This is a genomic window from Achromobacter spanius (assembly GCF_002812705.1).
In the GTDB taxonomy this organism is placed as follows: domain Bacteria; phylum Pseudomonadota; class Gammaproteobacteria; order Burkholderiales; family Burkholderiaceae_B; genus Achromobacter; species Achromobacter spanius.
The window spans coordinates 4,592,151-4,616,162 of the sequence record NZ_CP025030.1 but is presented as its reverse complement, the minus strand read 5'-3'; the positions used below and the strand labels follow the sequence as shown (position 1 = coordinate 4,616,162).

Genomic DNA, 24,012 nt, shown 5'->3' with positions numbered 1-24,012 from the left:
TCTGCCCATGCACAAGCATCGATCGGAAAGCGGCGCGTTTGTAACGACTGGTTTTTGTCACACCTGCGATGGCGTGGGGGGTGGTTCATGAAGGAAGACAGCTTCGCGTTCCGACTGAAAGAGCTGCTTGAGCACAAGAAGCTGTCGCTGCAGGCTGTGGCGACCGCGCTCAATGTTTCGCGCCCGGGCGTGCATAAATGGACGAAGGGCGGAGAAATCGACTATGAAAAGCTGCGCAAGCTGGCGGCGTTTCTGGACGTGAATTGGATCTGGTTGCGCTATGAGCGCCGGCTTTCGGCGCCAGGGATGCAATCAATTCACTGCGGCAGGCCTCCAGGATTTCGTCGGCCAGCGGGGAATCGTCAGGGCAGGCGCGCGACAAGGCGACGGCTCCAATCACATGGGCAAGCAAGTCGATGCGTTTGGCGCGGGCGAGCTTCGGGTCAGCGTCCTGCGGCGTGGCGTCGTCCCGGCCCAGCACGGCCAGCATGTCTTCGATGCCCGCCGCAAAGGTGGCCTTGACGTCGTCTGATTGGCGCGCGGCGTCGCCGCACAGGGCGGCCATGGTGCAGCCCGCGCTGCGCCCGTCGCGGTGCGCGCGTGATACGTAGACGCTGATGAACTTGGCCAGGTCCATGTCGCCCGTCATGGCCAGGGATTGCGACAGCCCCGACGCGGCGGTCTCCGCCATCAGGTCGGCCTTGGACCGGAAGTGTTTGTAGAAGCCGCCGTGGGTGAAACCGGCGGCCGCCATTAATTCAGCCACACCCACGCCGTCGTAGCCGTGCTCTCGGAACAGGGCCGATGCGGTCTCGACGATATGCGCCCGGTTGGCCTGCGCCTGCGCCTTGGTGACTCTCATTTGCTGTCCTTCATATCGTGGCCGTCATCGCGTGCCGCTAGTTAATGCTGTGTGCAGGTGCTGAATATACATTGATGTCGATCATCATTAAAGTGCTTGACGATTTAGATGTTGATCATCATCATTGCTGGCATTGGCGCATCCAGCGCTGGCGCCGTCGGCACCAGAACCTGCCTTCGGCCCCGGCGCCCAACCCTCTTCGACGGACCTCAACATGACCGACAACGCTTTGTTCCAGCCCTATCAACTGGGCCCTCTGACGCTTTCCAACCGCATCGTGATGGCGCCGCTGACGCGCAACCGCGCGGAAGCGGGCTTCGTACCCAGCCAGTTTGCCGCGACCTACTACAGCCAGCGTGCGTCGGCAGGGTTGTTGATTGCCGAGGCAACGCAGATCTCCCGGCAGGGGCAGGGCTACCAGGACACGCCGGGGATCTACACGCCTGCGCAGATTGAGGGCTGGCGCCAGGTGACGCAGGCTGTCCACGCCAAGGGCGGCAAGATCTTTCTGCAGTTGTGGCATGTGGGCCGCGTGTCGCACGTGGACTTGCAAGAGAACGGAGCCGAGCCCGTGGCGCCGTCCGCCATCCGCGCCGAGACCAAGACGTTTGTGAACAATGGCTTTGAACCGGTGTCCGCCCCGCGCGCGCTGGCGTTGGACGAGCTGCCCGGCATCATCAACGATTTTCGCCAGGCGGCGGCCAACGCCATCGCGGCGGGCTTTGACGGCGTGGAAGTTCACGGCGCCAACGGCTATCTGCTTGAACAGTTCGCCAAGGACGGCGCCAACCACCGCGACGATGCTTACGGCGGCTCGGTGCAGAACCGTGCCCGGCTGTTGCTTGAAGTCGTCCAGGCGGTGGCCGCAGAGGTTGGCGCTGACCGCACAGGCGTGCGGATCTCGCCGGTATCGCCCGCCAATGGCATCTCGTGCAGCGACCCGCAGGCGCAGTACGACTACATTGCCGACCAACTGAATGCGCTGGGCGTGGTCTATCTGCATGTGGTGGAAGGCGCCACGGGCGGCCCGCGCGACGTGGCGCCGTTTGACTACGGTTCGCTGCGCCGGCGCTTTACGAACACCTATATCGCGAACAACGGCTATGGCCTGGACCTGGCCGCCACCCAGCTTGCGCAAGGCCGTGCCGATCTGTTTGCGTTTGGGCGTCCGTTCATCGCCAACCCGGATCTGGTGCAGCGCCTGAAGACGGGCGCGCCGCTGGCGCAGTTGGACCCGGCCACGCTGTATGGCGGCGGCGCGCAAGGCTACATCGATTACCCGGCGTTGGCTGACGCCCGTTGATCGGCTGCGTATCGCGGCGGGTTCCGTTTCTATCTACAAAGAGAATCGCAAGATGACTTCCCCCACTGTTTTGATTACCGGCGCATCCTCCGGCATTGGTGCCACGTACGCCGAACGCTTTGCGCGGCGTGGCCATGATCTGGTTCTGGTCGCGCGTGACATTGCCCGTCTTGCAGACCTTGCCGCGCGCTTGCGGCAAGACCATGGCGTTGCCGTCGACGCGTTGGCCGCGGACCTGACGCGCGAAGACGACATCGAACAAGTCGAGGCGAGGCTGCGGGATGATGCCCGCATCCAGATTCTGATCAACAACGCAGGCGCCGCGCAGACGGGCAACTTTGTTGCGCAGACGCCCAGCGCGGTTGCGCAACTGGTGGCGCTCAACACCACCGCCCCAACGCGACTTGCCAGCACGATTGCGCCGCGCCTGGTGCAAGCCGGCACAGGCGCTATCGTGAACGTCGGTTCGGTCGTGAGTTTCATGCCGCAGTTCGGCATGGCGGTCTACGGCGCAACCAAGGCCTATATGTTGTTCCTGTCGCAAGCCTTGCACGAAGAACTGTCGCCCGCCGGCGTCTATGTGCAAGCCGTGCTGCCCGCCGCCACGCGCACCGAGATCTGGCAACGCGCGGGTATCGATATCAACGTGCTGCCGGAAGTGATGGAAGTGGGCGAACTGGTGGATGCGGCGTTGGTGGGTTTTGACCGTCGCGAGACGGTGACGATTCCGCCGCTGCATGAGGCGTCGCGTTGGGATGCGTTGGACGGAGCGCGCCAGGCGCTGCTGGGCGATATCAAGATGGCCAGCGCGGCAGCGCGTTATCAACCGTCTTGATACGTCGCGACGCGCCCGGCTTGCGCCGGGCGCAAGGTGTCACGCCAGGGAATCACGTCACGTTGACCGAGATTTTGCGCGGCTGCGCTTCGCGCAGGCGCGGAATCTGCAACGTCAGCACCCCGTGCTTCAAGTTGGCGGTGATGTTGTCCTTGTCCAGGTCGTGGCCCAGGGTGAAGCTGCGGCGGAACAGCGGTTCGCGCAGTTCGTTGTGTACCAGCCGCACTTCGGCCGGCACCTGCACCGCGGCTTCGCCTTCGATCAACAATTCATTGGACTGCACCTTGATCGACAGCCTGTCCTTGGACACGCCGGGCAGGTCGGCCAGGAGCGTGATGCCGGTGGCGTTCTCGTAGATGTCCACGGCGGGCAGGGTGGCGGGGCGGCTGGTGTCGTTCGAGACCTTGGCCAAGGATTCCGAGCCGCGCGTGGCGGCCAGTTGGTTGCGTGCTTCCATGATGGTCCTCCTGTGTCGTCAGCGTGCGTTCATTGGATGGAGATCAGGCGCGGCTTGGCGGATTCGCGTTTGCCGATCGAGATGCAAAGGCAGCCGTCGGTGTAGCGCGCCTGGATGTTTTCCGGGTCGGCGTCGCTGGGCAGTTCCACCACCCGGCTGAACCGGCCGCGCGCGCGTTCACGCGCGTACAAGGTGGTTTGCCCGGATGGTTCTTCCTCGCGCCGTTCGCCCGAAATGCTCAGCAGGCCTTTTTCCATGGTGACCTCAAGCGCTTCCGGGTCCACGCCCGGCACGAACGCCACGACTTCAATGGAATCGGTGCACACGCCCACGTTCACGGGCGGAAAATCCCCGCGCGCGGTGGACCGCAGATTGGAAGGCGCGGTCGAGCCTCGCAGGATTTTGTCCAGTTGCTGCAGGGTGTCCAAGGCGGAACTGATGCCGCTATCGAAAAATGGATACGTTGCCATGTTCGTCTCCCGATAAGGTCTGGTTCAGACGGCGTCGGGCATTGCGGCTGGGGAAACCTGTGCTGCGCTGCCTCGCCATAGCGCAAAAGTGGTAGCGGGTTGGCAGGTTTCAAGAGTGGGGTTTGATTGATTTCTTCAATCAAGGCAGACGGGAAAATTGCTGATTTGTAGTGACGCAATTTCAGGGGCGAATTGCCAGCGCCACCTTGTTGGCGGGGTCAGGCGTTGAACACGGCGCGCTCGTTGTCGAAGACTTCAACCAGATAATCAACAACCGTGCGGATGGGCGGATCTTTACGGCCTTGCCTGCGCGTCAGCAACACGATTTCGCGCGGTGGCGGCGCATCATCCAGCGTGCAGGCTTGCAGCCCTGGCGTCGTGCGTCCAAGGTAGTGCGGCAGCAGGGCAATGCCCACGCCAGACTGCGCCGCCAAGGCTTGCGCCGCCTGGTTATTGGCCCGAAAAGCCAGACGTGCCCGAGGGAAATGCCGTGCCAGCCAGGCGGCTTCGGGCAGATAGGCGTTGGCCTCGTCAAAGCCGACAAACACCGGTTCGGCGCCGCTTGCGATCCGTTCGCAACACGCCGCATCGCCGTAAAAGCCATACGCGATGTGCCCCAGCGGCTTCGCAATGAAGTCACCATCCTGGGGGCGTCCCAGCCGTACCGCGATATCGGTGACATGCCGTTCAAGGCTTACCGAGCGCAAGTCGGTGGCCAGCTCAATATCGATGCCGGAATGCCGCAGCCCCAGCTTGGCTAGCCGGCTGACAAGAAACCCCTGCGATAGCGCGGGCGGCGCGTTGACCCGGACCAGGCCGCGCAACGCGTTGTCCGCACCGGCGCGTCCCAGGGTGTGAACCGCGGCTTCCATGTCGCTTGCCGCCGCCAGCGCGCGGCTGCCGGCGGGGGTCAAGACGTAGCCTTCGGGCCGGCGTTCGACCAGTTTCTCGCCCAGGGTGGCTTCCAGCGACTGAAGGCGCCGCGATATCGTCGAATGGTTGGTTGATAGCGCCCGCGCGGCGGCCGAGAGACTGCCGTAGCGACCTAGCGCGAGGAACACGCGGATGTCCTGCCAGTCGGGCTCTGTGCGTTTTTTATCAGCCATTGGGCAAGAATAGCGGATTTTCGATCAGCGCCAATACGCCTAATGTTCCTCTCACATCAACTCCATCTGTGAAGGAAACATCATGAGCAATGAACGGAAAGTCGCCATCGTCACGGGCGCATCGCAAGGGCTGGGCGCGGGTATTGCCCAGGCATTTTTGGATCGTGGCTATCGGGTCGTGGGAACGTCGCGGTCAATCAAGCCGTCGGACGATCCCAACTACCTGACCATCGCCGGGGATATCGGCGACCCCGCCACGGGCAAGGCTGTCGTGGAACAGGCTTTGGACCGCTTCGGCAGGGTGGACACGCTGGTGAACAACGCCGGCATTTTCATCGCCAACGCCTTTACCGCCTATACCGAACAGCAATACCGCGACATGCTTGCCACGAACCTGGCCGGCTTCTTCTACACGACGCAACATGCCGTGGAGGCGATGCTGAAGCAGGGCGGGGGCCACATCGTGCAGATCACCACGACGCTGGTCGACCACGCGAATTCCAACGTGCCGTCCGTGCTGGCGTCCTTGACCAAGGGTGGCCTGGCCGCCGCCACGCGCAGCCTGGCCATTGAATACGCCACCCGGAATATTCGCGTCAACGCGGTGTCGCCGGGCATCATCAGGACGCCCATGCATGCGCCCGACACGCATCAGGCTTTGGCGGGATTGCATCCCATGAAGCGTTTGGGTGACGTCGCCGACGTGGCGCAGGCGGTACTGTATCTGGAGGACGCCGGCTTTGTGACCGGCGAGATCCTGCATGTTGATGGTGGACAGGTGGCGGGCGCCTGAGGGCCAACCCCCAATCCGTGGCAACGTTTGGTTCAAAGGAGAACAACCATGCCCTACGTGAATATCAAAGTTACCCGCGAGGGCACAGCGCCCGGTGCCGCGGCAACGACGCCCGAACAAAAGCGGGCGCTGATCAAAGGCGTCAGTGACCTGCTGTTCGAGGTGCTGGGCAAGCCGCATGCGTCAACCTTCGTGGTGATTGACGAGGTGGAGCTGGAGAACTGGGGGGTAGGCGGCGTCACTGTGCCCGAATACCGGGCGCAACTGGCCAAGGCGGACAAGTCGTAGCGGCCCGCCTTGGCCGGCTTGACCCTTAGCCGCCGGTGGGGGTTGCTTACCCCTGGCGGCCCATGATGCTCAACGCCACCGCTTCAGCAATCTTGATCCCATCCACGCCCGCCGACAGGATCCCGCCCGCGTACCCCGCGCCTTCGCCCGCCGGGAACAGCCCTTGGGTGTTGATGCTTTGCAGCGTGTCGTTATCGCGCTTGATTCGCACCGGCGACGACGTGCGCGTTTCCACGCCGGTCAGTACGGCGTCGTGCATGCCGAAGCCCTTGATGGTCTTGTCGAAGGCGGGCAGCGCTTCGCGAATGGCGGTGATGGCGAAGTCGGGCAGCGCGGTCGCCAGGTCGGTCAAGTGCACGCCCGGCGTGTAGGACGGCAGCACGGAACCGAATTCCGTCGACGCCTTGCCCGCGATGAAGTCGCCCACCAACTGGCCGGGCGCGCTGTACGTTTCACCGCCCAGCACGAAGGCCTGCGATTCCCATTTGCGCTGGAAGTCCACGCCGGCCAGCACGTGTTCCGGGTAGTCTTGCTCGGGCGAAATTCCCACCACAATGCCTGCGTTGGCATTGCGTTCGTTGCGGGAATACTGGCTCATGCCGTTGGTGACGACGCGGTTGGGTTCCGACGTGGCGGCCACGACGGTGCCGCCCGGGCACATGCAGAAGCTGTACACCGAACGCCCATTGCTGGCGTGGTGCACCAGCTTGTAGTCGGCCGCGCCCAGGATGGGGTGTCCGGCACTGGGGCCGAAGCGCGCCTTGTCGATCAGCGACTGCGGGTGCTCGATCCGGAAGCCGATCGAAAACGGCTTGGCTTCCATGAACACGCCCTGCTCATGCAGCATCTGGAAGGTATCGCGCGCGCTGTGGCCGATGGCCAGCACCACGTGATCGGCTTCGATGTGTTCACCACTGGCCAGCGTGACGCCGGTGACCTGGCCGTTTTCGCGTTGCAGCGTTTCCACCTTGCTGGAAAAGCGCACTTCGCCGCCCAGCTTGGTGATGGTGTCGCGCATGACTTCGACCATGCCCACCAGGCGGAACGTGCCGATGTGCGGCTTGCTGACGTACAGAATTTCTTCCGGCGCGCCGGCCAGCACAAATTCCTTCAGGACCTTTTCGCCATAGTGCTTGGGGTCTTTGATCTGGCTGTACAGCTTGCCGTCCGAGAACGTGCCCGCGCCGCCTTCGCCAAACTGCACATTCGACTCGGGGTTCAGGATGCGCTTGCGCCACAGGCCCCAGGTGTCCTTGGTGCGTTCACGCACGGCCTTGCCGCGTTCCAGGATGATGGGCTTGAAGCCCATCTGCGCCAGCACCAGGCCCGCGAACAGGCCACAGGGGCCGGTGCCGATCACGATGGGGCGCTTGGCCAACGTGGCGGGCGCCTGGGCGACGAACTTGTATTCGGTGTCGGGCGTGGGCTTCACGTGACGGTCGTCATGAAAACGGGCAAGCAGCGCCGCTTCGTTTTCCACGTCGATATCCAGCGTGTAGGTCAGCAGGATATTGTGCTTTTTGCGCGCATCGTAGCTGCGCAGAAAGATGGTGAAGCCGTGCAGGTCGCTGGCTGGAATGCCCAGTTTCTTAAGAATCGCGGCGGGCAATTCTTCGGGCGTGTGGTTCAACGGCAGCTTGATTTCGGTCAGTCGCAACATGCTTCGGTCCAGAGGGTGGGCGATCACAACGTCGCCAAACGCGGGATTGTACTGGAGCGCTCAAGCGGCGGCGTTGCCGATTCGCCACCACGGGGAACCTGCCCCAGGTGCTTCCATCCCCACCCGTTCCCCCATCACAGGCGTTGTCAGCGCGACCCCTTTGGACGATGCCAGCGCCGCGATCCGTTCAAACGGGTCTTCCCACGCATGCAGCGCCAGATCGAAGGTGCCGTTATGAATTGGCAGCAGCCAGCGGCCGCGCAGGTCCAGGTGGGCTTGCAGGGTTTCTTCGGGCTGCATGTGCACGAAGGCCCAGCGCTTGTCGTAGGCGCCGGTTTCCATCAGCGTCAGGTCGAAGGGGCCGTAGGCGTCGCCGATGGCTTTGAAACCGTCGAAGTAACCGCTGTCGCCGCTGAAGAAGACGCGCAGGTCGGCGTCCTGGATGACCCACGAGGCCCACAGGCTGCGGTCCGTGTCGGTCAGGCCGCGTCCCGAGAAGTGCTGTGCCGGCGTGGCGGTCAGACGCAGGCCGTCGACGTCGGTGGATTGCCACCAGTCCAGTTGTTCGACGCGGGCGGGGTCGACGCCCCAGGCGATGAGCTGGTCGCCCACGCCCAAGGGGGTGATGAAGCGGGCGGTCTTGGCGGCCAGCTTGTCGATGGCGGCGCGGTCCAGGTGGTCGTAGTGGTTGTGCGACAGGATCACGCCGGCAATGGGCGGCAGGTCTTCGATGGAAATGGGGGGCGCGTGAAAGCGCGCGGGGCCGGCCCATTGCACGGGCGAGGCGCGCTTGGAAAATACCGGGTCGGTCAGCCAGTAGCGGCCGCGCAGTTTCATCAGGATGGTCGAATGGCCCAGGCGGTACAGGCTGCGGTCGGGTGCGGCTTGCAGGTCGGCCAAGGTGAGGGGGCGCACCGGAATCGTTTGCGCGGGGACCGTGCCACGGGGCTTGGCGAAGAAGAAGGTCCACATGAGCTTCACGCCTTGCCAGAAGCCCAGCGAGGGGCGCGGCAGCGGGTTGTGGAAACGGCCTTCACGATGTTGGGGCGACTGCGGGTAGCTGGGTTGGGCGGACGGGCAAGAGGTGAGGGCGGTCACGGTAAGGGTTCCAGGCAGGGGAAGGGGCGAGGGCGTTGCGGCTGATACAACATGCACCGCGCAAAAACTACACTGCGCAGTGTAGTTTTGATTTTCTGAAAAGTACACTGGCCGGTGTAAAATTTCGCGTCGCCAATGGGGCGAGTTTCAGCCACATGCTTCAGCCACATACTTCAGCCGCGCACATCGACGCGCACACCTCGCCCGCGTGCGCCACCCACCTGACAACGAGCCCGCTTCATGCCCAATCCCCCGCTCCGCCTGACCGACCGCAAACGCCAGGCCATCGTGCGCGCGGCGGTGGAAGAGTTTCGGTCAGCCGGGTTTGAGGCCACCAGCATGGACCGCATCGCCGCCGCGGCGGGGGTCTCCAAGCGCACGGTCTACAACCATTTCCCCAGCAAGGAAACGCTGTTCTCGTTGATTCTTGAAGAGCTATGGGCCAGCAGCGCGGCCAGCGTTGCGCTGTCGTATCGGGCCGACGTGGCGCTGGATCAGCAGTTGCGGCAGTTGCTGATGCAAAAGCTGGACCTGCTGGCGGACTCCAACTTCATCGACCTGGCGCGCGTGGCCATGGCCGAAATCATCCATTCCCCCGAACGCGCCCAGGCCATCGTGTGCCGCATGGGCGAAAAAGAGGGCGGCGAAACGGCCTGGATACGCGCGGCCATCCAGGACGGGCGTCTGGTGGATGTGGACCCTGAGTTCGCCGGCCACCAGTTGCAGGGGCTGGTCAAGAGCTTTGCCTTCTGGCCGCAGGTCACGCTGGGGCAAGCGCCATTGAGCGCAGCAGAGCGCAAGCGCGTGGCGGATTCGGCGGTGGAGATGTTCTTGGGGTGCTACGCGCGGCGCGGGTGACGGGGCGCAGTGGGGTTGCTGCAATCGATGGCGCGGCCTTGCGCAAGCGCATTCCTTACATTATGGTAAGGCACACTTCCAAGGAGCTAGCCAATGACTTCCGCCACCGTGACTTCCAAGGGCCAGATCACCATTCCGGTCGATGTACGGAATCGTCTGGGCTTGTCGACTGGCGACCGAATCGAGTTTGTTCTAAACGAGGCAAGCGGCCGTTACGAAATGGTGCCCGCAACCTACTCGGTTACGGCGCTCAAAGGCATCATCGCGAAACCACGCAAACCCGTCACGATTGAAGAGATGAACGACGCGATCGCCGAGCAGGGCAAGTCAGCGCGATGATCGGCCTGGATACCAATGTGCTGGTGCGCTACTTCGCGCAGGATGATCCGATGCAGACGCGGAAAGCAAATGCCCTGATCGAATCTTTGACTGCCGAGCAACCCGGTTTCGTCACCTTGGTGGCTCTGGTCGAAACGGTATGGGTGCTTGGTCGGGCCTACGATGCGCCGCGCTCTTCCATTGCGGAGGTCATCGAAACCCTGCTTCGCACGAAGGAAATTCATGTCGAGGCGGGCGAGACGGTATGGAAGGCAGTGCGTTTGTACGCAGCCTCCACAGCGGATTTTGCCGATTGTCTGATCGAGCGCACCGGACACGAGGCGCTGTGTGAATACACGGCGACGTTTGACGTGAAGGCGGCAAAAGCCACCGGCATGCGCCTGATCAAATAGTTCGTGCGTGATGCATTGGCGGACGTAAAGCACTCGTGTCGTGTCGCACGACGGCAATCGCCCTAAAACACATTCAACGCCCGCGCCACCCAAAGCGCCAAGCCCACGGCTATGCCGATTAAAAGCGCGCGCCGCAGGCCGCCGCTTTTGGGCACGGCGCCGGGGGACGCGGCGGGGTCCATATCGATGCTCGCGCCCTGCGCGGCGGCAGTGCTTGGGGGCCTGCCGGCTTCAGCGGCGTCCGGCGCGTCAGCCACCGGCGCAGACGTTGCCGCTATCGCACCCGCGCCATCACCGTCCGTCTCAATCGTGAACACAGGTTTGCCAGTGCGCGCAACGTGATCACCGGGCAGGTCTTCGATCTGCACGCCGGCGTTTTTCAGCATGTCCCACAGGCCCTTCATGCCTTCGCCGTCGCGCAGCGACTCGATGCGTTCGCGTTCCGCGCGCGGTACGTCGTCCAGGCTGTCGTAGTGGCGGCCGTTGACGGTGACCGCGCCGTTGTCGATATCGACCTTGAACGCTTCGCCGTTTTCCGTGCCGGCGTAGCTCCATTTTTCTTGCACGCTGACGCTGCCCAGCTTCCCGCCCAGCAGTTCTTCGATGTTCTCTTGCTGCTCGGGCGTCAAGTTCGTGGTGGAACTCCAACTGCGTGTTGTCGTCGAACTTTTCCAGATCTTCGTCTTGTCGTTCATGCCTGCCATCCGTGGTGTTCCATCCGCGAAATATACAGAATTCATTCACCCAACTGTCAGAAAAGCCCGCTTTTGCGGGCTTCTTACTTTGTCCTTAAAGCAAAACACTTTTCCATGTCAATAAATTCAATCTGATCTGGTCCCACAAGCAGATCAGATGCATGAATAAGCGCATAATGCCAGCACCTTCTCTTACGTCCCCATTGAAGAGCAGGTTCAACTTTTTCTGAAGTACAGAGCGTGTTGTCACTAGCTCGGCAGTTCGTGTTTCCAGGGTTCATGTTCGGTAGCGCGCTAGGACAACTTGGAATATTCACGGAGATGTCTATGACAGATGATGCAAAGCCGCGTCGTCGGTTTCTTCAGGCGCTGGCGATCGTGCCCGCGTCGACATTGGCGGTTGGCGCGCTGACCACTGGCTGTACCAACGCCGCGGACGACAAGACCGCAGCGGCCGCCAAGCCCTACGAACCCACCTATTTCACCAAGCCCGAATGGGACTTCATCGTTGCCGCAGTGGATCACCTGATCCCCGCCGACCAATATGGTCCGGGCGCGATCGAAGCGGGTGTGCCGGAATTCATCGACCGTCAGATGGAAACGCCATTTGGCCATGGCAAGCTCTGGTACATGCAAGGCCCGTTCCACACCGACCAGGTGCCTGAACTGGGTTATCAGCTGAACCAAAACCCGCGCGAGGTCTATCGCCACGGCATTGAAGCCTGCAACGCCTGGTGCGTGAAAACGCACGGCAAGGTCTACGCCGAACTGGACAAGCCCTTGCAGGAACAGATCTTGAAAGACCTGCAAGGCAACAAGATCAAGCTGGAAGCCGTTCCGGCATCCACCTTCTTCAGCTTCCTGCTGGCCAACACCAAAGAAGGCTTCTTTGCCGACCCGATGTACGGCGGCAACAAGAACATGGTGGGCTGGAAGATGGTGGGCTTTCCGGGCGCGCGCGCCGACTACATGGACTGGGTCGATCAGCCCAACGTCAAGTACCCCTATGGCCCCGTGTCGATCTCTGGGGAAAAGGGTTAATCAATCATGGCAATCAAGAAAGACAAAGTTGATGCGGTACTGGTCGGGTTCGGCTGGACCGGCGCGATCCTGGGCCAAGAGCTGACCGAAGCGGGCTTGCACGTGCTGGCGCTGGAACGCGGCGGCATGCAAGACACCCCCAAGGACGCCGAATACCCCAAGGTGATCGACGAGCTGGCGTATTCGGTGCGCGGCAAGCTGTTCCAGGACCTGTCCAAGGAAACCGTGACCATCCGCCATGGCGTGGATGACGTGGCCGTGCCGTATCGGCAGAACGGTTCGTTCCTGCTGGGCACGGGCGTAGGCGGCGCGGGCTTTCACTGGAACGGCATGCATTACCGCGTGCTGCCCGAAGAACTGGAACTGCGCACGCGCTACGAAACGCGCTACGGCAAGAGCTTCATCCCGGAAGGCATGACCATCCAGGACTTCGGCGTCACCTACGACGAACTGGAACCGTACTTCTCCAAGTTCGAATACGTGTGCGGCACGTCGGGCAAGGCCGGCAACCTGAACGGCAAGATCGTGGAAGGCGGCAACCCGCTGGAAGGCAAGCGCAGCAAGGAATTCCCGCTGGCGCCGCTGGCCACCACCTATGGCGCGCAGTTGTTCGAAAAGGCCGCGCGCGAGGTGGGCTTCAACCCCTATCCGACGCCCGCCGCCAACGCGTCCGGCCCGTACACCAACCCCTATGGCGTGCGCCTGGGACCCTGTAATTTTTGCGGCTTCTGCGAAAACTACGGCTGCTACATGTATTCCAAGGCTTCGCCGCAGACGACGATTCTGCCGGTGCTGCTGAAGAAGACCAACTTCGAACTGCGCACGCATGCGCAAGTGATCAAGGTCAACCTGGATTCGACCGGCAAGAAGGCCATCGGCGTGACGTACATCGACGCCCAGGGTCAAGAGATTGACCAGCCGGCCGACCTGGTGATCCTGTCGGCGTATCAGATGCACAACGTGCGCCTGCTGCTGCTGTCGGGCATCGGCAAGCCGTATGACCCGAAGACCAACGAGGGCGTGGTCGGCAAGAACTACGCCTACCAGATGAACGGCGGCGTCAACGTGCTGTTGCCCAAGGGCACGCAACTGAACCCCTTCATGGGCACGGGCGCGGGCGGCGTGGGCATGGACGATTTGAATGGCGACCAGTTCGACCACGGCCCCTTGGGTTTCGTGGGCGGGGCCAGCATCCGCCACGTGCGCACTGGCGGTCGACCGATCAAGCAGACGCCGACCCCGCCGGGCACGCCGTCGTGGGGCACGGCCTGGAAGGCCGGTGTGCAAGACGCCTACCAGCGCTACATGACGATCGGCATTTCGGGCTCGGTGATGTCGTACCGCGACGCTTACCTGTCGTTGGACCCGACCTACAAGGACGCCTTCGGCCAGCCGCTGTTGCGCATGACGTTCGACTGGCACGACAACGAGTTCGACATGCTGGGCTACATGGGCAAGCGCATGGAAACCGTGGCCAAGGCCATGAACCCCGAAAAGTACTTCGTCGGGGTACGCAAGAAGGGCGCGCGCTATGACACGCGCGTCTACCAAAGCACGCACAACACGGGCGGCGCGATCATGGGCTCGAACCCCAAGGAAAGCGTGGTCAACAAGTACCTGCAAAGCTGGGACGTGCCGAACGTGTTCGTGATGGGCGCCTGCGTGTTCCCGCAGAACATGGGCTACAACCCGACCGGGTTGGTGGGCGCCTTGGCCTATTGGGCCGCGCAGGCGATCCGCGATCAGTACCTGAAGAACCCCGGCCCGCTGGTCCAGGCGTAAGGAGACGGAACAATGTTGAAGCAAACCATTGTTGCGGCGTTCTCGGCCCTGGTCGCCAGCACCGCTTTCGCGGCGGACGGCACGCCCGCGTCGAACGACGCCCAGATGATCAAGCAGGGCGAATACCTGTCGCGCGCCGGTGATTGCATTGCCTGCCACACGGCCGGGGGCGGCAAGCCCTTTGCCGGTGGATTGGGCATCGAATCGCCGCTGGGCACGATTTATTCGACCAACATCACGCCCGATAAAGAAACCGGCATCGGCAACTACACGTACGAGGACTTCGACCAGGCCGTGCGCCACGGCAAGGCCAAGGACGGCCATTCGCTGTATCCGGCCATGCCTTACACCGCGTACGCCAAGGTCACGCCCGAAGACGTGAAGGCGCTGTACGCCTACTTCATGCACGGTGTCGAACCGGTCAAGCAGGAAAACAAGGACACGGATATTTCGTGGCCCATGTCGATGCGCTGGCCGCTGACCGTGTGGCGCTGGATGTTCGCACCCGACGTCGTCAACGGCCCCGCGGCCAGCGACCTGAAGGGCGCGGACCGCGCGGCGCTGCTGCGTGGCCAATACCTGGTTGAAGGGCTGGGGCATTGCAGCACCTGCCACACCCCGCGCGGTTTCGCCTTGCAGGAAAAGGCCTTGAGCGACGCGGACGGCTCGGCCTTCCTGTCGGGTGGCGTGGTGGAAGGCTGGCTGGCCAAGAACCTGCGCGGCGACGTCGTGGACGGCCTGGGTAGCTGGACCAAGGAAGACATTGCCGTCTTCCTGAAGTCGGGCCGCAACGGTCATTCGGCCGCATTTGGCGGCATGGCACAGGTGGTGCAAGACAGCACGCAGCATCTGACGGACGACGACCTGAACGCCATCGCCGTGTATCTGAAGAGCTTGCCGCCGGTGAACAAGGACGCCGCCAGCAAGCCCTTGGCCTACGACGAAACCGTGGCGCAGGCGCTGCGTACGGGCAAGGACAAGGGCGACGGCGCCATGGCCTTCCTGAACAACTGCGCGGCCTGCCATCGCAGCACCGGCAAGGGCTACACGGAAACGTTCCCGCAGTTGGCGCTGAGCTCGACGGTGAATTCGGCGGACCCGACGTCGCTGATCCACATCGTGCTCAAGGGTGCGCAGATGCCGGGCACGACGGCGGCCCCCACCGCCTACGCCATGCCTGGCTTTGACTGGCGCATGACCGACAAGGAAGTCGCCGATGTGGTGACCTTCGTGCGGTCGAGCTGGGGCAACAAGGCCGCGGCGGTCAGCGCGTCCGATGTGGCCAAGGTCCGCAAGGACGTGGGCGCGGCGGCGCAGCCGGCGCGGTAGTTCGGGGTTTTCGGGGGCGGCGATTGATAACGGCGCGCGCCAAGCGTAATCTGCTGTCCAAGCGCCGCCCCTGACCCTTTGCCGAACTGACCTTCTCATCAACGGCGGCCACACCACCCAGTGAGGCCATCTTGCGTACCTTGATCTTCATCGCGGTGGGGCTGGTATTGGCCGCGCTGCTGATTCGGCTGACACCCGCCGCGCATCGCACCGTGGCGGCGGGCGTATTCACCGTCGCCTGGCTGGCCGTATCCGTGTGGAACCTGCGCACCGGCATGTCGCACGGCTACACGCTGGCCGAGGAACTGCCTATTCATATAGCGCTGTTCGGCCTTCCGGCTGCGATGGCATGGGGGGTGTGGTGGTGGTCGCGTACGTGAGTTGTTCCCTGAGCAAAATCGCACGCTGAAGCGCCGGGCCGCCTGCTATGATTACTGGATAAAAAACCAGCTATCCGGCCCGGCCGATGTTTCCCCCGCACCGCTACTACTACTTGCACAATTTCCAGCGCGCCTTGGCGTGGGTCGGCGAACGTTATGCCGACCTGCTGGACGCCGCTGAGCACCGTTTCCTGGCTGACTTTCAGGCTTTGCCGCAAGCCTCGCAGGCCTTGATGGTGCGCATGCTGATGCGTCGGGGGCCGTGGTTTCGGGCCAGCCGGCTGGTCTATGAGGAAATCGGCAGCGCAGTGGATGCGGCCGCGCCGCTTGCGGCGCTGGGTTGGCTGGACGCGGTGGCGCCGATGTCGCTGGACGAACTGTTCGGCCTGCATACCAAGCCGGAGCTTTGCAGGTTGTTTGCTGGCGCGGCGTCCGGTCCCGAATCTGGTCCGCAATCTCGCCCGCAATTTGGCTCGGATTCTGGCCTGCCGTTGGAACTGCCCCTTAAACCCTCCGCCCGCAAAGCCGACCTGCTGGACGCGCTGCGCATCGCGCACGACACCCCCCGGCCATACGCCGAATGGTTTCCGGGTGCGCAAGAACCCATCTGGCGCGTCATGGTCGGCGATCTTTGCGAACGCTTCCGGCTGATGTTCTTCGGCAACCTGCATCAGGACTGGTCGGAATTCGTGTTGGCCGATCTGGGTGTGTTCCAGTACGAGACCGTGCCATTCGACACCTCGTCACGCGCCTTCCAGACGCGGGCGGACGTGGATGCCTACCTGGTGCTGCATGCGTGCCGCACGGCGCTGGATGACGGCGCGGACATTGCCGCCTTGCTGGCGACGGTGCAAGGCTGCGTCAGCCGGAACGCCTGGCTGGAAAAGCGCCGCGCCAAGGTGCTGCTGCGGATCGGGCAGGCGTGTGAACGCGCGCATGATTGGGCAGCGGCGCAAGCCGCCTATGAACACTGTGCTTACCCCGGCGCGCGCCATCGTCGCATTCGCGTGCACGAGCGCATGGAGCGGTATGACGAGGCGTTGGCCCTGGCGCTGCAAGCGCGCGACGCGCCCGAAAGCGAAGAGGAAAGCCAGCGCGTGGCCCGCATGTTGCCGCGCTTGTATCGCGCGCTGGGGCAGGGCCGGCCCGCCCGCGCGCCCGCCCACGCCTTGCCGCGCACCGACCTCACGCTGCCACGACCGGCCACCCCGGCTTCTGTTGAGTTCGCCACACGCGACCACCTGCATCAAGACGATGCGCCCGTGCATTACGTGGAGAACGCGCTGCTGAATTCCCTGTTCGGCCTGCTGTGCTGGCCGGCCGTGTTCGCGCCCTTGCCGGGTGCGTTCTTTCACCCGTTCCAGCGTGGCCCGGCCGACCTGGACGCGCCGGATTTTCACGAACGACGCCAGGCGCTGTTCGCCGATTGCCTGGCGCAGTTGGACACTCCGGCTTATCGCGACCTGATCCTGCAACGCTACGCCGACAAGGCGGGCGTGCAGTCGCCGTTTGTGTTCTGGGGCGCCTTGTCCGAAACCTTGCTGATTCAGGCGCTGGACTGCCTGCCCGCCGCGCACTTGAAGCTGCTCTTTACCCGCCTGCTGCGCGACGTGAAAACCAATCGTTCGGGGCTGCCGGACCTGATCCGCTTCTGGCCGGCCGAGCGCCGCTATGAACTCATCGAAGTGAAAGGTCCCGGCGACAAGCTGCAAGACAACCAGATCCGATGGCTCCAGTACTGCGTGGCGCACGGCATGCCGGTGCGCGTTTGCCACGTTACGTGGCAGGAGGGCGTGGCATGAGCTATGCCGTGGCGGTGCGCGCGCTGTGCGAATTCACGGCGCGGGCCGGCGACCTGGACTTGCGCTTCACGCCCGCGCCCAGCGGAGTCGAAGGCATGGCGGGGCACGCGGTCGTGACCGGGCGGCGCGGGCCTGACTACGAGACCGAGGTGTCCTTGTCCGGCCAGCATGAAGGCCTGCTGGTGCGGGGGCGTGCAGATGGCTATGACCCCGTGGCCAATCAGCTTGAAGAGATCAAGACGTATCGCGGCCAGTTGGACAGCGTGCGAGAGAACCATCGCGTGGTGCATTGGGCGCAGGCGCGGGTCTACGGCCATCTGCTTTGCCAGGCGCGCGGGCTGGAACAGGTGCGCGTGGCGCTGGTGTATTTCAACGTGGTCACCGAGGAAGAAACGGTACTTGTGGAAACGCACGAGGCCGCGGCGCTGCAAACGTTCTTCCAGGAACAGTGCGACCGCTTCCTGGCATGGGCCAAGACCGAACTCGCGCATCGCCAGACGCGCGATGCGGCGCTGGAAAAGCTGGGCTTTCCGCATGGCGAATTCCGTGCCGGGCAGCGCGATCTGGCCGTGGCTGTGTACCGCACGGCGCGTGATGGGCGCTGCCTGATGGCGCAGGCGCCCACCGGTATCGGCAAGACGCTGGGTACGATCTTCCCCATGCTCAAGGCCAGCCCAGGTACGGGTTTGGACAAAATCTTCTTCCTGGCGGCCAAGGGCTCGGGCAGGGCGCTGGCGGTTGAAGCGCTGGACACGGTCAACGCGCAGCCCGCCGCGCCCGGCTTGCGCGTGCTGGACTTGCAGGCGCGAGACAAAACCTGCGAGCATCCGGACCTGGCCTGCCACGGGGATTCCTGCCCCTTGGCGCAGGGCTTTTACGACCGCTTGCCCCAAGCGCGTCAGGCAGCGGTACAGCATGTACGGCTGGACGCGCCCACGGTGCGCGCCGTGGCTCGTGAACACAGCATCTGCCCGTACTACCTGTCGCAAGAGCTGATCCGCTGGAGCGACGTGGTGGTGGGCGACTACAACTATTACTACGACTCGTCGGCCATGCTGTACGCCATGACGCAGGCCTACCAATGGAAGGTGGCGGTGCTGGTGGACGAGGCGCACAACCTGGTTGACCGCGCGCGCCGCATGTACACGGGGGAACTGGATCAGGCCTCGTTGTCGGCGGCGCGCTATGCCGCGCCGAAAGCCTTGAAGAAGCCGCTGGACGGCTTGCAGCGCTCTTGGAATGCGCTGAACAAGAAGCAGGCAGAACGCTATCAAGCGTATGACGCGGTGGCGCCGGGTGTGTTGGCGGCCGTGCAGAAAGCGGTGGGCGCCATCATGGAGTACATGGCTGAATCTCCCTTGCCGCAAGACGACCCGGTGCTGACGTTCTACTTCCAGGCGCTGCAATTCATGCGCCTGGCCGAGCAGTTCGGCTCGCATGCCTTGTTTGATGTGACGCTGTCGGACGTGGGCGTGGCCAGCGCCAAGACCCGGCCGTCCACCTTGTGCGTGCGCAATGTGATCCCCGCGTCGTACCTGGCGGCGCGCTATGCGGCGGCGCACGCCACCGTGCTGTTCTCGGGCACCTTGAGCCCCCAGCAGTTTTATCGCGACACCTTGGGGCTGCCCAACGAAACACCTTGGATAGACGTGGCCGCGCCGTTTCAGGCCGAGCAATTGGCGGTGCGCGTGGTGGGCAATGTGTCCACCCGCTATCGCGACCGCGAGCGTTCGCTGGCGCCCATTGTTGACCTGATCGCCACGCAGTACGCGGAACGCCCGGGCAATTACCTGGGCTTTCTCAGCAGCTTTGACTACCTGCGGCAGGTGTCGGACCTGATGCGCGCACGCCATCCGGCCGTGCCCATCTGGCTGCAAACGCCCGGTATGGACGAAGCGGGCCGGGCGGCGTTCCTGGCGCGCTTTACCGAAGCCGGCCAGGGCGTGGGCTTCGCGGTGCTGGGCGGCGCGTTCTCGGAAGGGGTGGACCTGCCCGGCAAGCGCCTGATCGGCGCCTTCATCGCCACGCTGGGCCTGCCGCAGGTGAATGCCGTGAACGAAAACATGAAGCGCGCGATGGAGCTGCGCTACGGCGAGGAAAACGGCTATGACTACACCTATCTGTACCCGGGCATGCAAAAGGTGGTGCAGGCGGCGGGCCGCGTGATCCGTACCGAAAGCGATGTGGGCACGGTGCACTTGATTGACGACCGCTACCGGCGCGCCAAGGTGCGCGGGTTGCTGCCTAGCTGGTGGCGGGTGGACTGAGCCGCGCCGCGACCGTTTCGCGCCGACCCAGCAGCAGGGTGATGCAAAGCGCGGTCAGCACGGCGATGCCGGCCAGGGCATGCAGCACATGACGAAAGGCGGTGTCGTAGGCGTCATGCAACAGCGGCATGGCCTGGGCCGTGGCATGCGGTAGCTGCGCCGCGGCTTCGTCCAATTGGCCCAGCGCCGCGCGGTTGGCGGCCATCACCAGGGCTTGCGCGTTCAGGGTGCCGGACTGCGCGTCGGGCAGGGTGGCCGACAACTGCGTCTGGATCAGCAGGGCCAGCAGCGCGCTAAGCACCGCGATGGCGACGCCGTCGGCCGACACGCGCACCGTGTTGAAGATGCCGGTCGCCATGCCGACGTTGCGCGCGTCGACCACACTGACCGCCATGGCGTCCATCAAGCCCCAGGGCAGGCCGATGCCGCAGCCGATCAACAGCATGGGCATCCACAGGCCCGCCGCGCCCGCGGCCATCACGTCCGCCAGCCAGATCAAGCCCGCCGCCACCGCGATCAGGCCGAGGGCCGACAGCAGGCCGGGGCGGAACCAGCGCGTCAGCAGCGCGGCCAGGAACGGCACCACCAGCAAGGGCGCGGCCAGGCCGATCATCAGTTGCCCGGCTTCGAGTGCGCTGTAGCCGTCGATGCCGATGAAGCGGCCGGGCAGCAGGGCGATAAGCGCGATGAACAGAAACGCCGGCGACGCCGCCAGGACCTGCACGCCCACAAAGCGCGGGCTGCGAAACAGGCTCAGGTCCAGCATGGGGCGGGCGACGCGGCGTTCAATACGCACGAAGGCCACGGCCAGCAGCACGGATGCCAGCAGCGCGCCGACGACGTGCGCGTCCGCCCAGCCCGCCTCGGGAGCCAGCAAGATGCCGTAGGTGAACAGCCCCAGCGCGCCGGTAAAGCTGAAGGCGCCCGGCCAGTCCAGCCGGCCTTGCGCCACGCTTGCCGTGGGGCGCACGCTGATGGCCACCATGACGGCGCCCAGCAGGCCCACTACACCCGTGGACAGAAACACCCACTGCCAGCCGGCCACCTGCACCATCCAGCCGGAAGCCAGCGGCCCGAACGACAAGCCGATGCCGAAGGTGGTGCCCAACAGGCTGAACGCGCGGGTGCGCGCCACCCCGTGAAAGAGCGGCGCCAGCGACGACATCGCCGCGGCAAACGCGGCCGCGCCGCCCACGCCCTGCATCAGGCGCATAAAGTTGATCCAGCCGGTCGTGGGGACGAACGCAATGGCGAAGGTCGTGACGCAAAAAACCGCCAGGCCCAGCAGCCATACCCGCCGAGGCCCCACCAGATCGGTCAGGCTGCCCGCCACCATGATCACGCTGCCGTAGGCCAGGATGTAGCCGTTCAAGATCCAATTCAGTTGCACGGGCGTGCCGCCCAGGTCGTGGCTGATGGACGGCAGCACCACGGCGGGGCCGGTGAAGCACAGCGGGATCAACAGCGCGGTCAGGCAGGCCGACAGCAGTTGCAGCCAACGGTGGCAGGGGGCTGGAAAGGGGGTGGAAAGGTCGGGGGTAGGCATGACGCACATCAGGGAATACAAAAGGGATGGCCAGCTTATGAGCCCCGGAATAAAAGAAAAATAGGCTAGGATTCCTGTCATTCCGGACATCAATGTCCGCATTGGAGCGTGGTGGATGGATAGCCTGAGCGGCATAGGGGTGTTTGTGCTGGTGGCACAAGCGGGCAGCTTTGCCGAGGCGGGGCGCGTGCTGGGTGTGTCGCCGTCGGCGGTGGGCAAGAGCATTGCGCGGATGGAAGCGCGCTTGAAGGTGCGGCTGTTTCATCGCAGCACGCGCCAGCTTGCGCTGACGCCGGAAGGCGAAAAATTCCTGGATCGCTGCCGCCGCATCTTGTGCGAGGTCGAAGCGGCTGAACTGGAATTGTCGGCGGCGTCCGACGCGCCGCAGGGCAGGCTGCGCGTGAGCCTGCCGCGCTATAGCGGTTTGCACGACGCCAGCATCGCCAGCTTCATGCGGCAGTACCCCGCCGTGGAACTGGACCTGGATTTCACCGACCGGATGGTGGATGTCATTGGCGAAGGCTATGACGCCGTGATCCGCACGGGCGACATGGACGACTCCGGCTTGAAGCGCCGCCGCCTGGGGTCGTTTCGCTGGGTGCTGGCCGCGTCGCCCGACTATCTGCGCCAGCACGGCACGCCCAAGCGCGCGGCCGACCTGATGCGCCATGCCTGCCTGCATTACCGTTACCCCGCCACGGGCCGTTTGGAAAAATGGCCGTTCAAGCTGGGGCCGGACGCCCAGGCGCCCGAACTGCCCTTGACGCTGGTGTGCAACAGCGTGGAAACGCGGATTGCGCTGGCCGTGGGCGGGCAGGGCATTGTCTGCCTGCCGGACTTCACCATCCGCCGCGAGCTGGCGGCGGGGCAATTGCAACTGGTCATGGAAGACCGCACGCGCGGCGGCGGCACGATGTGGGCGCTATGGCCCGCAAGCCGTCACGCGTCGCCCAAGCTGCGCGTGTTCATCGACCACCTGGCGCAGCATTTGTTTCCTTAAGGGCAGGTGCTTGCCGGACGGGCGCCTGGTGTCGTCGGCCGAAGCCGGTTGCGCCACGCGATGCTGGCCGAGGGCCGCCCAGCTTGCGTAGTATGTCGTCTGGGTGAACTGGCCAGCGCGCCAGCCTGACAACGACCAAGACATACCGGAGACCTACGCATGCCCCTCGCCACGCCGACCGACGCCGCCAGCCTGAACCCCATCGTCGCCATGCCGGCGCATGCCTTGTCGGATGCGATCCGGCGCCGCGAACTGTCCTGCGTGGAGGTCATGCGCGCGTATCTGGCGCATATCGACAATGTCAACCCGAAGATCAACGCCATCGTCGCCCGCCGCGATACCGACGCGCTGCTGCGCGAAGCCGCCGAGCGCGACGCGCAACTGGATGCGGGCCAATGGCTGGGCTGGATGCATGGCATGCCGCAGGCGCCCAAGGACCTGACGGCCGTGCGCGGCATGGTCACGTCGAGGGGCTCGCTGGTCTACAAGGACCAGGTCACGCAGCATGATTCGATCATCGTCGAGCGCATGCGGGCGTCGGGCGCCATCTTCATCGGCCGCTCCAACGTGCCGGAATTCGGCTTGGGCTCGCATACCTACAACCAGGTCTACGGCACGACGGGCAACCCCTACGATCCGTCCAAGACGGCGGGCGGCAGCAGCGGCGGCGCGGCGGCGGCGCTGGCCGCGCGCATGCTGCCCGTGGCTGACGGCAGCGATTTTGGCGGCTCGCTGCGCAACCCGGCGGCGTTCTGCAACGTGTATGGCATGCGGCCGTCGGCGGGGCGGGTGCCGTTCGGGCCGTCGCCCGAAGTGTTCCTGAAGCAACTGTCGTATGAAGGGCCGATGGGGCGCACGCCGCGCGACGTGGCGCTGCTGCTGTCGGTGATGGCGGGGCACGACAAGCGTTCGCCCTTGTCGCTGCGCGACGACCCCGCGCAGTTCGCCACCGCATTGGACGCCACATCAGACGCGGACCCGCGCGGCAAGCGCATCGGCTGGCTGGGCGACTGGGGCGGTTACCTGCCCTTGGAACCGGGCATTCTGGACGTGTGCGCCCAAGGCTTGGCCACACTGGATACCGTGGGCTGCGACGTCGTTGATTACCAGGTGCCGTTCGCGGGCGACCGGCTGTGGCGCATGTGGTTGACGCATCGCCACCTGATGGTGGGCGGCCAATTCCATGCGCTGGTTCAAGACCCGCAAACGCGCAAGCTGCTCAAGCCCGCGCTGATCTGGGAAGTGGAAGGCCTGGACGGCATGACCGCGCACGACGTCTATCAGGCCACGCAGGAACGTAGCGCCTGGTACCAGACGGTGCTGGGCATGTTTGAAGACGTTGATTTCCTGGCGGTGCCGTCGGCGCAGGTGTTTCCCTTTGACGCCACGCTGGACTGGCCCAAGCACATTGCCGGGCGCCCCATGGATACCTATCACCGCTGGATGGAGACCGTGACGCCGTGGACGCTGGCAGGCTGCCCGGTAATCAGCGTGCCGGTGGGCTTCAGCCCGCAGGGCCTGCCGATGGGCATGCAGTTGATTGGCCCGCCGCAAGGCGACCTGGATATTTTGCGGCTGGCGCAAGCCTATGACCAGGCGTGCGACTGGGTAGATGCGCACCCGCCCGCGTCGCTGTGGCAAGCGGCCTGAGCGCGCTCGCGGTACGCACTGTCACGGAAAAACACAAGATCCTGTAAGCGGGCTTTGCG

The 24,012-nt window shown here is 64.2% G+C and carries 22 protein-coding genes and 2 pseudogenes; 16 read left to right on the top strand and 8 right to left on the bottom strand.

Features of this window, described 5'->3' with window-relative positions:
* Positions 1–87: 87 nt before the first annotated feature.
* A pseudogene (locus CVS48_RS29710) lies at positions 88–282 on the top strand (helix-turn-helix domain-containing protein); the annotation flags it as partial.
* A 412-nt stretch (positions 283–694) separates the two neighbouring features.
* On the opposite strand, the pseudogene CVS48_RS29890 reads toward CVS48_RS29710, so the two are convergent.
* A pseudogene (locus tag CVS48_RS29890) lies at positions 695–862 on the bottom strand (TetR family transcriptional regulator); the annotation flags it as partial.
* Between the two features lie 214 nt (positions 863–1,076).
* Here CVS48_RS29890 and CVS48_RS20805 point away from each other — a divergent pair.
* Together CVS48_RS20805 and CVS48_RS20800 are read left to right on the top strand one after the other, a co-directional pair.
* Positions 1,077–2,165, top strand: a complete 1,089-nt coding sequence (locus tag CVS48_RS20805; RefSeq protein ID WP_100857781.1) for an alkene reductase — start codon at positions 1,077–1,079, stop codon at positions 2,163–2,165.
* A 52-nt stretch (positions 2,166–2,217) separates the two neighbouring features.
* Positions 2,218–3,000 (top strand): SDR family NAD(P)-dependent oxidoreductase, encoded by a 783-nt coding sequence (locus CVS48_RS20800; RefSeq protein ID WP_100857780.1) that lies wholly within the window; start codon positions 2,218–2,220, stop codon positions 2,998–3,000.
* A gap of 52 nt (positions 3,001–3,052) precedes the next feature.
* Here CVS48_RS20800 and CVS48_RS20795 read toward each other — a convergent pair whose 3' ends face one another.
* The 3 genes from CVS48_RS20795 to CVS48_RS20785 form a co-directional block, all read right to left on the bottom strand.
* A complete protein-coding gene (locus CVS48_RS20795; RefSeq protein WP_100856096.1) occupies positions 3,053–3,457 on the bottom strand; it encodes an Hsp20/alpha crystallin family protein in 405 nt (134 codons plus the stop codon).
* A 29-nt stretch (positions 3,458–3,486) separates the two neighbouring features.
* The gene (locus CVS48_RS20790; RefSeq protein WP_100856095.1) at positions 3,487–3,927 is read right to left on the bottom strand and encodes an Hsp20/alpha crystallin family protein; all 441 of its coding nucleotides are present in this window, start codon (positions 3,925–3,927) and stop codon (positions 3,487–3,489) included.
* Between the two features lie 218 nt (positions 3,928–4,145).
* Positions 4,146–4,988: a LysR family transcriptional regulator gene (locus CVS48_RS20785; RefSeq protein ID WP_419191433.1), complete on the bottom strand. Its 843-nt coding sequence runs from the start codon at positions 4,986–4,988 to the stop codon at positions 4,146–4,148.
* Positions 4,989–5,115: 127 nt separating this feature from the next.
* On the opposite strand from CVS48_RS20785, the gene CVS48_RS20780 reads away from it, so the two are divergent.
* Both CVS48_RS20780 and CVS48_RS20775 read left to right on the top strand, forming a co-directional pair.
* Complete coding sequence (locus tag CVS48_RS20780) at positions 5,116–5,826, top strand: SDR family NAD(P)-dependent oxidoreductase (RefSeq protein WP_100856093.1); 711 nt, start codon at positions 5,116–5,118, stop codon at positions 5,824–5,826.
* Between the two features lie 48 nt (positions 5,827–5,874).
* Complete coding sequence (locus CVS48_RS20775; RefSeq protein WP_100856092.1) at positions 5,875–6,114, top strand: tautomerase family protein; 240 nt, start codon at positions 5,875–5,877, stop codon at positions 6,112–6,114.
* A 46-nt stretch (positions 6,115–6,160) separates the two neighbouring features.
* Here CVS48_RS20775 and CVS48_RS20770 read toward each other — a convergent pair whose 3' ends face one another.
* Entirely contained in the window at positions 6,161–7,774 is a 1,614-nt protein-coding gene (locus CVS48_RS20770; protein ID WP_100856091.1) for an NAD(P)/FAD-dependent oxidoreductase, read from the bottom strand.
* A 60-nt stretch (positions 7,775–7,834) separates the two neighbouring features.
* Positions 7,835–8,872: an MBL fold metallo-hydrolase gene (locus tag CVS48_RS20765; protein ID WP_100856090.1), complete on the bottom strand. Its 1,038-nt coding sequence runs from the start codon at positions 8,870–8,872 to the stop codon at positions 7,835–7,837.
* A gap of 240 nt (positions 8,873–9,112) precedes the next feature.
* On the opposite strand from CVS48_RS20765, the gene CVS48_RS20760 reads away from it, so the two are divergent.
* The 3 genes from CVS48_RS20760 (at position 9,113) to CVS48_RS20750 (ending at position 10,461) form a co-directional block, all read left to right on the top strand.
* Positions 9,113–9,730: a TetR/AcrR family transcriptional regulator gene (locus CVS48_RS20760; protein ID WP_100856089.1), complete on the top strand. Its 618-nt coding sequence runs from the start codon at positions 9,113–9,115 to the stop codon at positions 9,728–9,730.
* A gap of 93 nt (positions 9,731–9,823) precedes the next feature.
* Positions 9,824–10,069 carry an AbrB/MazE/SpoVT family DNA-binding domain-containing protein gene (locus CVS48_RS20755; protein WP_050446692.1) on the top strand — a complete coding sequence of 82 codons (246 nt, stop codon included), beginning with the start codon at positions 9,824–9,826 and terminating at the stop codon, positions 10,067–10,069.
* On the top strand, positions 10,066–10,461 hold the full coding sequence (locus CVS48_RS20750; RefSeq protein WP_100856088.1) for a PIN domain-containing protein: 396 nt from the start codon (positions 10,066–10,068) through the stop codon (positions 10,459–10,461). Before CVS48_RS20755 ends, CVS48_RS20750 begins: the two co-directional genes overlap by 4 nt.
* 62 nt (positions 10,462–10,523) lie before the next feature.
* On the opposite strand, the gene CVS48_RS20745 is transcribed toward CVS48_RS20750, so the two are convergent.
* On the bottom strand, positions 10,524–11,156 hold the full coding sequence (locus tag CVS48_RS20745; RefSeq protein ID WP_167401031.1) for a hypothetical protein: 633 nt from the start codon (positions 11,154–11,156) through the stop codon (positions 10,524–10,526).
* Between the two features lie 327 nt (positions 11,157–11,483).
* Between CVS48_RS20745 and CVS48_RS20740 the strand changes: the two genes are divergently transcribed.
* From CVS48_RS20740 to CVS48_RS20715, 6 genes are all read left to right on the top strand, one after another.
* Positions 11,484–12,197, top strand: coding sequence for a gluconate 2-dehydrogenase subunit 3 family protein (locus CVS48_RS20740; protein WP_100856086.1), 714 nt, complete (start codon positions 11,484–11,486; stop codon positions 12,195–12,197).
* A 6-nt stretch (positions 12,198–12,203) separates the two neighbouring features.
* The gene (locus CVS48_RS20735) at positions 12,204–13,979 is read left to right on the top strand and encodes a GMC family oxidoreductase (protein ID WP_100856085.1); all 1,776 of its coding nucleotides are present in this window, start codon (positions 12,204–12,206) and stop codon (positions 13,977–13,979) included.
* A 12-nt stretch (positions 13,980–13,991) separates the two neighbouring features.
* On the top strand, positions 13,992–15,308 hold the full coding sequence (locus tag CVS48_RS20730; RefSeq protein ID WP_100856084.1) for a c-type cytochrome: 1,317 nt from the start codon (positions 13,992–13,994) through the stop codon (positions 15,306–15,308).
* Between the two features lie 131 nt (positions 15,309–15,439).
* Positions 15,440–15,688: a hypothetical protein gene (locus CVS48_RS20725; protein WP_100856083.1), complete on the top strand. Its 249-nt coding sequence runs from the start codon at positions 15,440–15,442 to the stop codon at positions 15,686–15,688.
* 86 nt (positions 15,689–15,774) lie between these two features.
* Complete coding sequence (locus tag CVS48_RS20720; RefSeq protein WP_100856082.1) at positions 15,775–17,490, top strand: VRR-NUC domain-containing protein; 1,716 nt, start codon at positions 15,775–15,777, stop codon at positions 17,488–17,490.
* The gene (locus tag CVS48_RS20715; protein ID WP_100856081.1) at positions 17,487–19,757 is read left to right on the top strand and encodes an ATP-dependent DNA helicase; all 2,271 of its coding nucleotides are present in this window, start codon (positions 17,487–17,489) and stop codon (positions 19,755–19,757) included. Before CVS48_RS20720 ends, CVS48_RS20715 begins: the two co-directional genes overlap by 4 nt.
* Here the strand turns inward: CVS48_RS20715 and CVS48_RS20710 are convergent.
* Entirely contained in the window at positions 19,735–21,303 is a 1,569-nt protein-coding gene (locus CVS48_RS20710; RefSeq protein WP_100857779.1) for an MFS transporter, read from the bottom strand. The two genes, CVS48_RS20715 and CVS48_RS20710, sit on opposite strands and share 23 nt — an antisense overlap.
* A gap of 115 nt (positions 21,304–21,418) precedes the next feature.
* Between CVS48_RS20710 and CVS48_RS20705 the strand changes: the two genes are divergently transcribed.
* Both CVS48_RS20705 and CVS48_RS20700 read left to right on the top strand, forming a co-directional pair.
* On the top strand, positions 21,419–22,303 hold the full coding sequence (locus CVS48_RS20705) for a LysR family transcriptional regulator (RefSeq protein WP_100856080.1): 885 nt from the start codon (positions 21,419–21,421) through the stop codon (positions 22,301–22,303).
* A gap of 159 nt (positions 22,304–22,462) precedes the next feature.
* On the top strand, positions 22,463–23,953 hold the full coding sequence (locus CVS48_RS20700; RefSeq protein ID WP_100856079.1) for an amidase: 1,491 nt from the start codon (positions 22,463–22,465) through the stop codon (positions 23,951–23,953).
* Positions 23,954–24,012: the final 59 nt, after the last annotated feature.

Coding starts and splice junctions, on each gene's coding strand:
- CVS48_RS20805 (WP_100857781.1), top strand. CDS start 1,077: ATGACCGACAACGCTTTGTTCCAGCCCTATCAACTGGGCCCTCTGACG.
- CVS48_RS20800 (WP_100857780.1), top strand. CDS start 2,218: ATGACTTCCCCCACTGTTTTGATTACCGGCGCATCCTCCGGCATTGGT.
- CVS48_RS20795 (WP_100856096.1), bottom strand. CDS start 3,457: ATGGAAGCACGCAACCAACTGGCCGCCACGCGCGGCTCGGAATCCTTG.
- CVS48_RS20790 (WP_100856095.1), bottom strand. CDS start 3,927: ATGGCAACGTATCCATTTTTCGATAGCGGCATCAGTTCCGCCTTGGAC.
- CVS48_RS20780 (WP_100856093.1), top strand. CDS start 5,116: ATGAGCAATGAACGGAAAGTCGCCATCGTCACGGGCGCATCGCAAGGG.
- CVS48_RS20775 (WP_100856092.1), top strand. CDS start 5,875: ATGCCCTACGTGAATATCAAAGTTACCCGCGAGGGCACAGCGCCCGGT.
- CVS48_RS20770 (WP_100856091.1), bottom strand. CDS start 7,774: ATGTTGCGACTGACCGAAATCAAGCTGCCGTTGAACCACACGCCCGAA.
- CVS48_RS20760 (WP_100856089.1), top strand. CDS start 9,113: ATGCCCAATCCCCCGCTCCGCCTGACCGACCGCAAACGCCAGGCCATC.
- CVS48_RS20755 (WP_050446692.1), top strand. CDS start 9,824: ATGACTTCCGCCACCGTGACTTCCAAGGGCCAGATCACCATTCCGGTC.
- CVS48_RS20750 (WP_100856088.1), top strand. CDS start 10,066: ATGATCGGCCTGGATACCAATGTGCTGGTGCGCTACTTCGCGCAGGAT.
- CVS48_RS20745 (WP_167401031.1), bottom strand. CDS start 11,156: ATGAACGACAAGACGAAGATCTGGAAAAGTTCGACGACAACACGCAGT.
- CVS48_RS20740 (WP_100856086.1), top strand. CDS start 11,484: ATGACAGATGATGCAAAGCCGCGTCGTCGGTTTCTTCAGGCGCTGGCG.
- CVS48_RS20735 (WP_100856085.1), top strand. CDS start 12,204: ATGGCAATCAAGAAAGACAAAGTTGATGCGGTACTGGTCGGGTTCGGC.
- CVS48_RS20730 (WP_100856084.1), top strand. CDS start 13,992: ATGTTGAAGCAAACCATTGTTGCGGCGTTCTCGGCCCTGGTCGCCAGC.
- CVS48_RS20720 (WP_100856082.1), top strand. CDS start 15,775: ATGTTTCCCCCGCACCGCTACTACTACTTGCACAATTTCCAGCGCGCC.
- CVS48_RS20715 (WP_100856081.1), top strand. CDS start 17,487: ATGAGCTATGCCGTGGCGGTGCGCGCGCTGTGCGAATTCACGGCGCGG.
- CVS48_RS20710 (WP_100857779.1), bottom strand. CDS start 21,303: ATGCCTACCCCCGACCTTTCCACCCCCTTTCCAGCCCCCTGCCACCGT.
- CVS48_RS20705 (WP_100856080.1), top strand. CDS start 21,419: ATGGATAGCCTGAGCGGCATAGGGGTGTTTGTGCTGGTGGCACAAGCG.
- CVS48_RS20700 (WP_100856079.1), top strand. CDS start 22,463: ATGCCCCTCGCCACGCCGACCGACGCCGCCAGCCTGAACCCCATCGTC.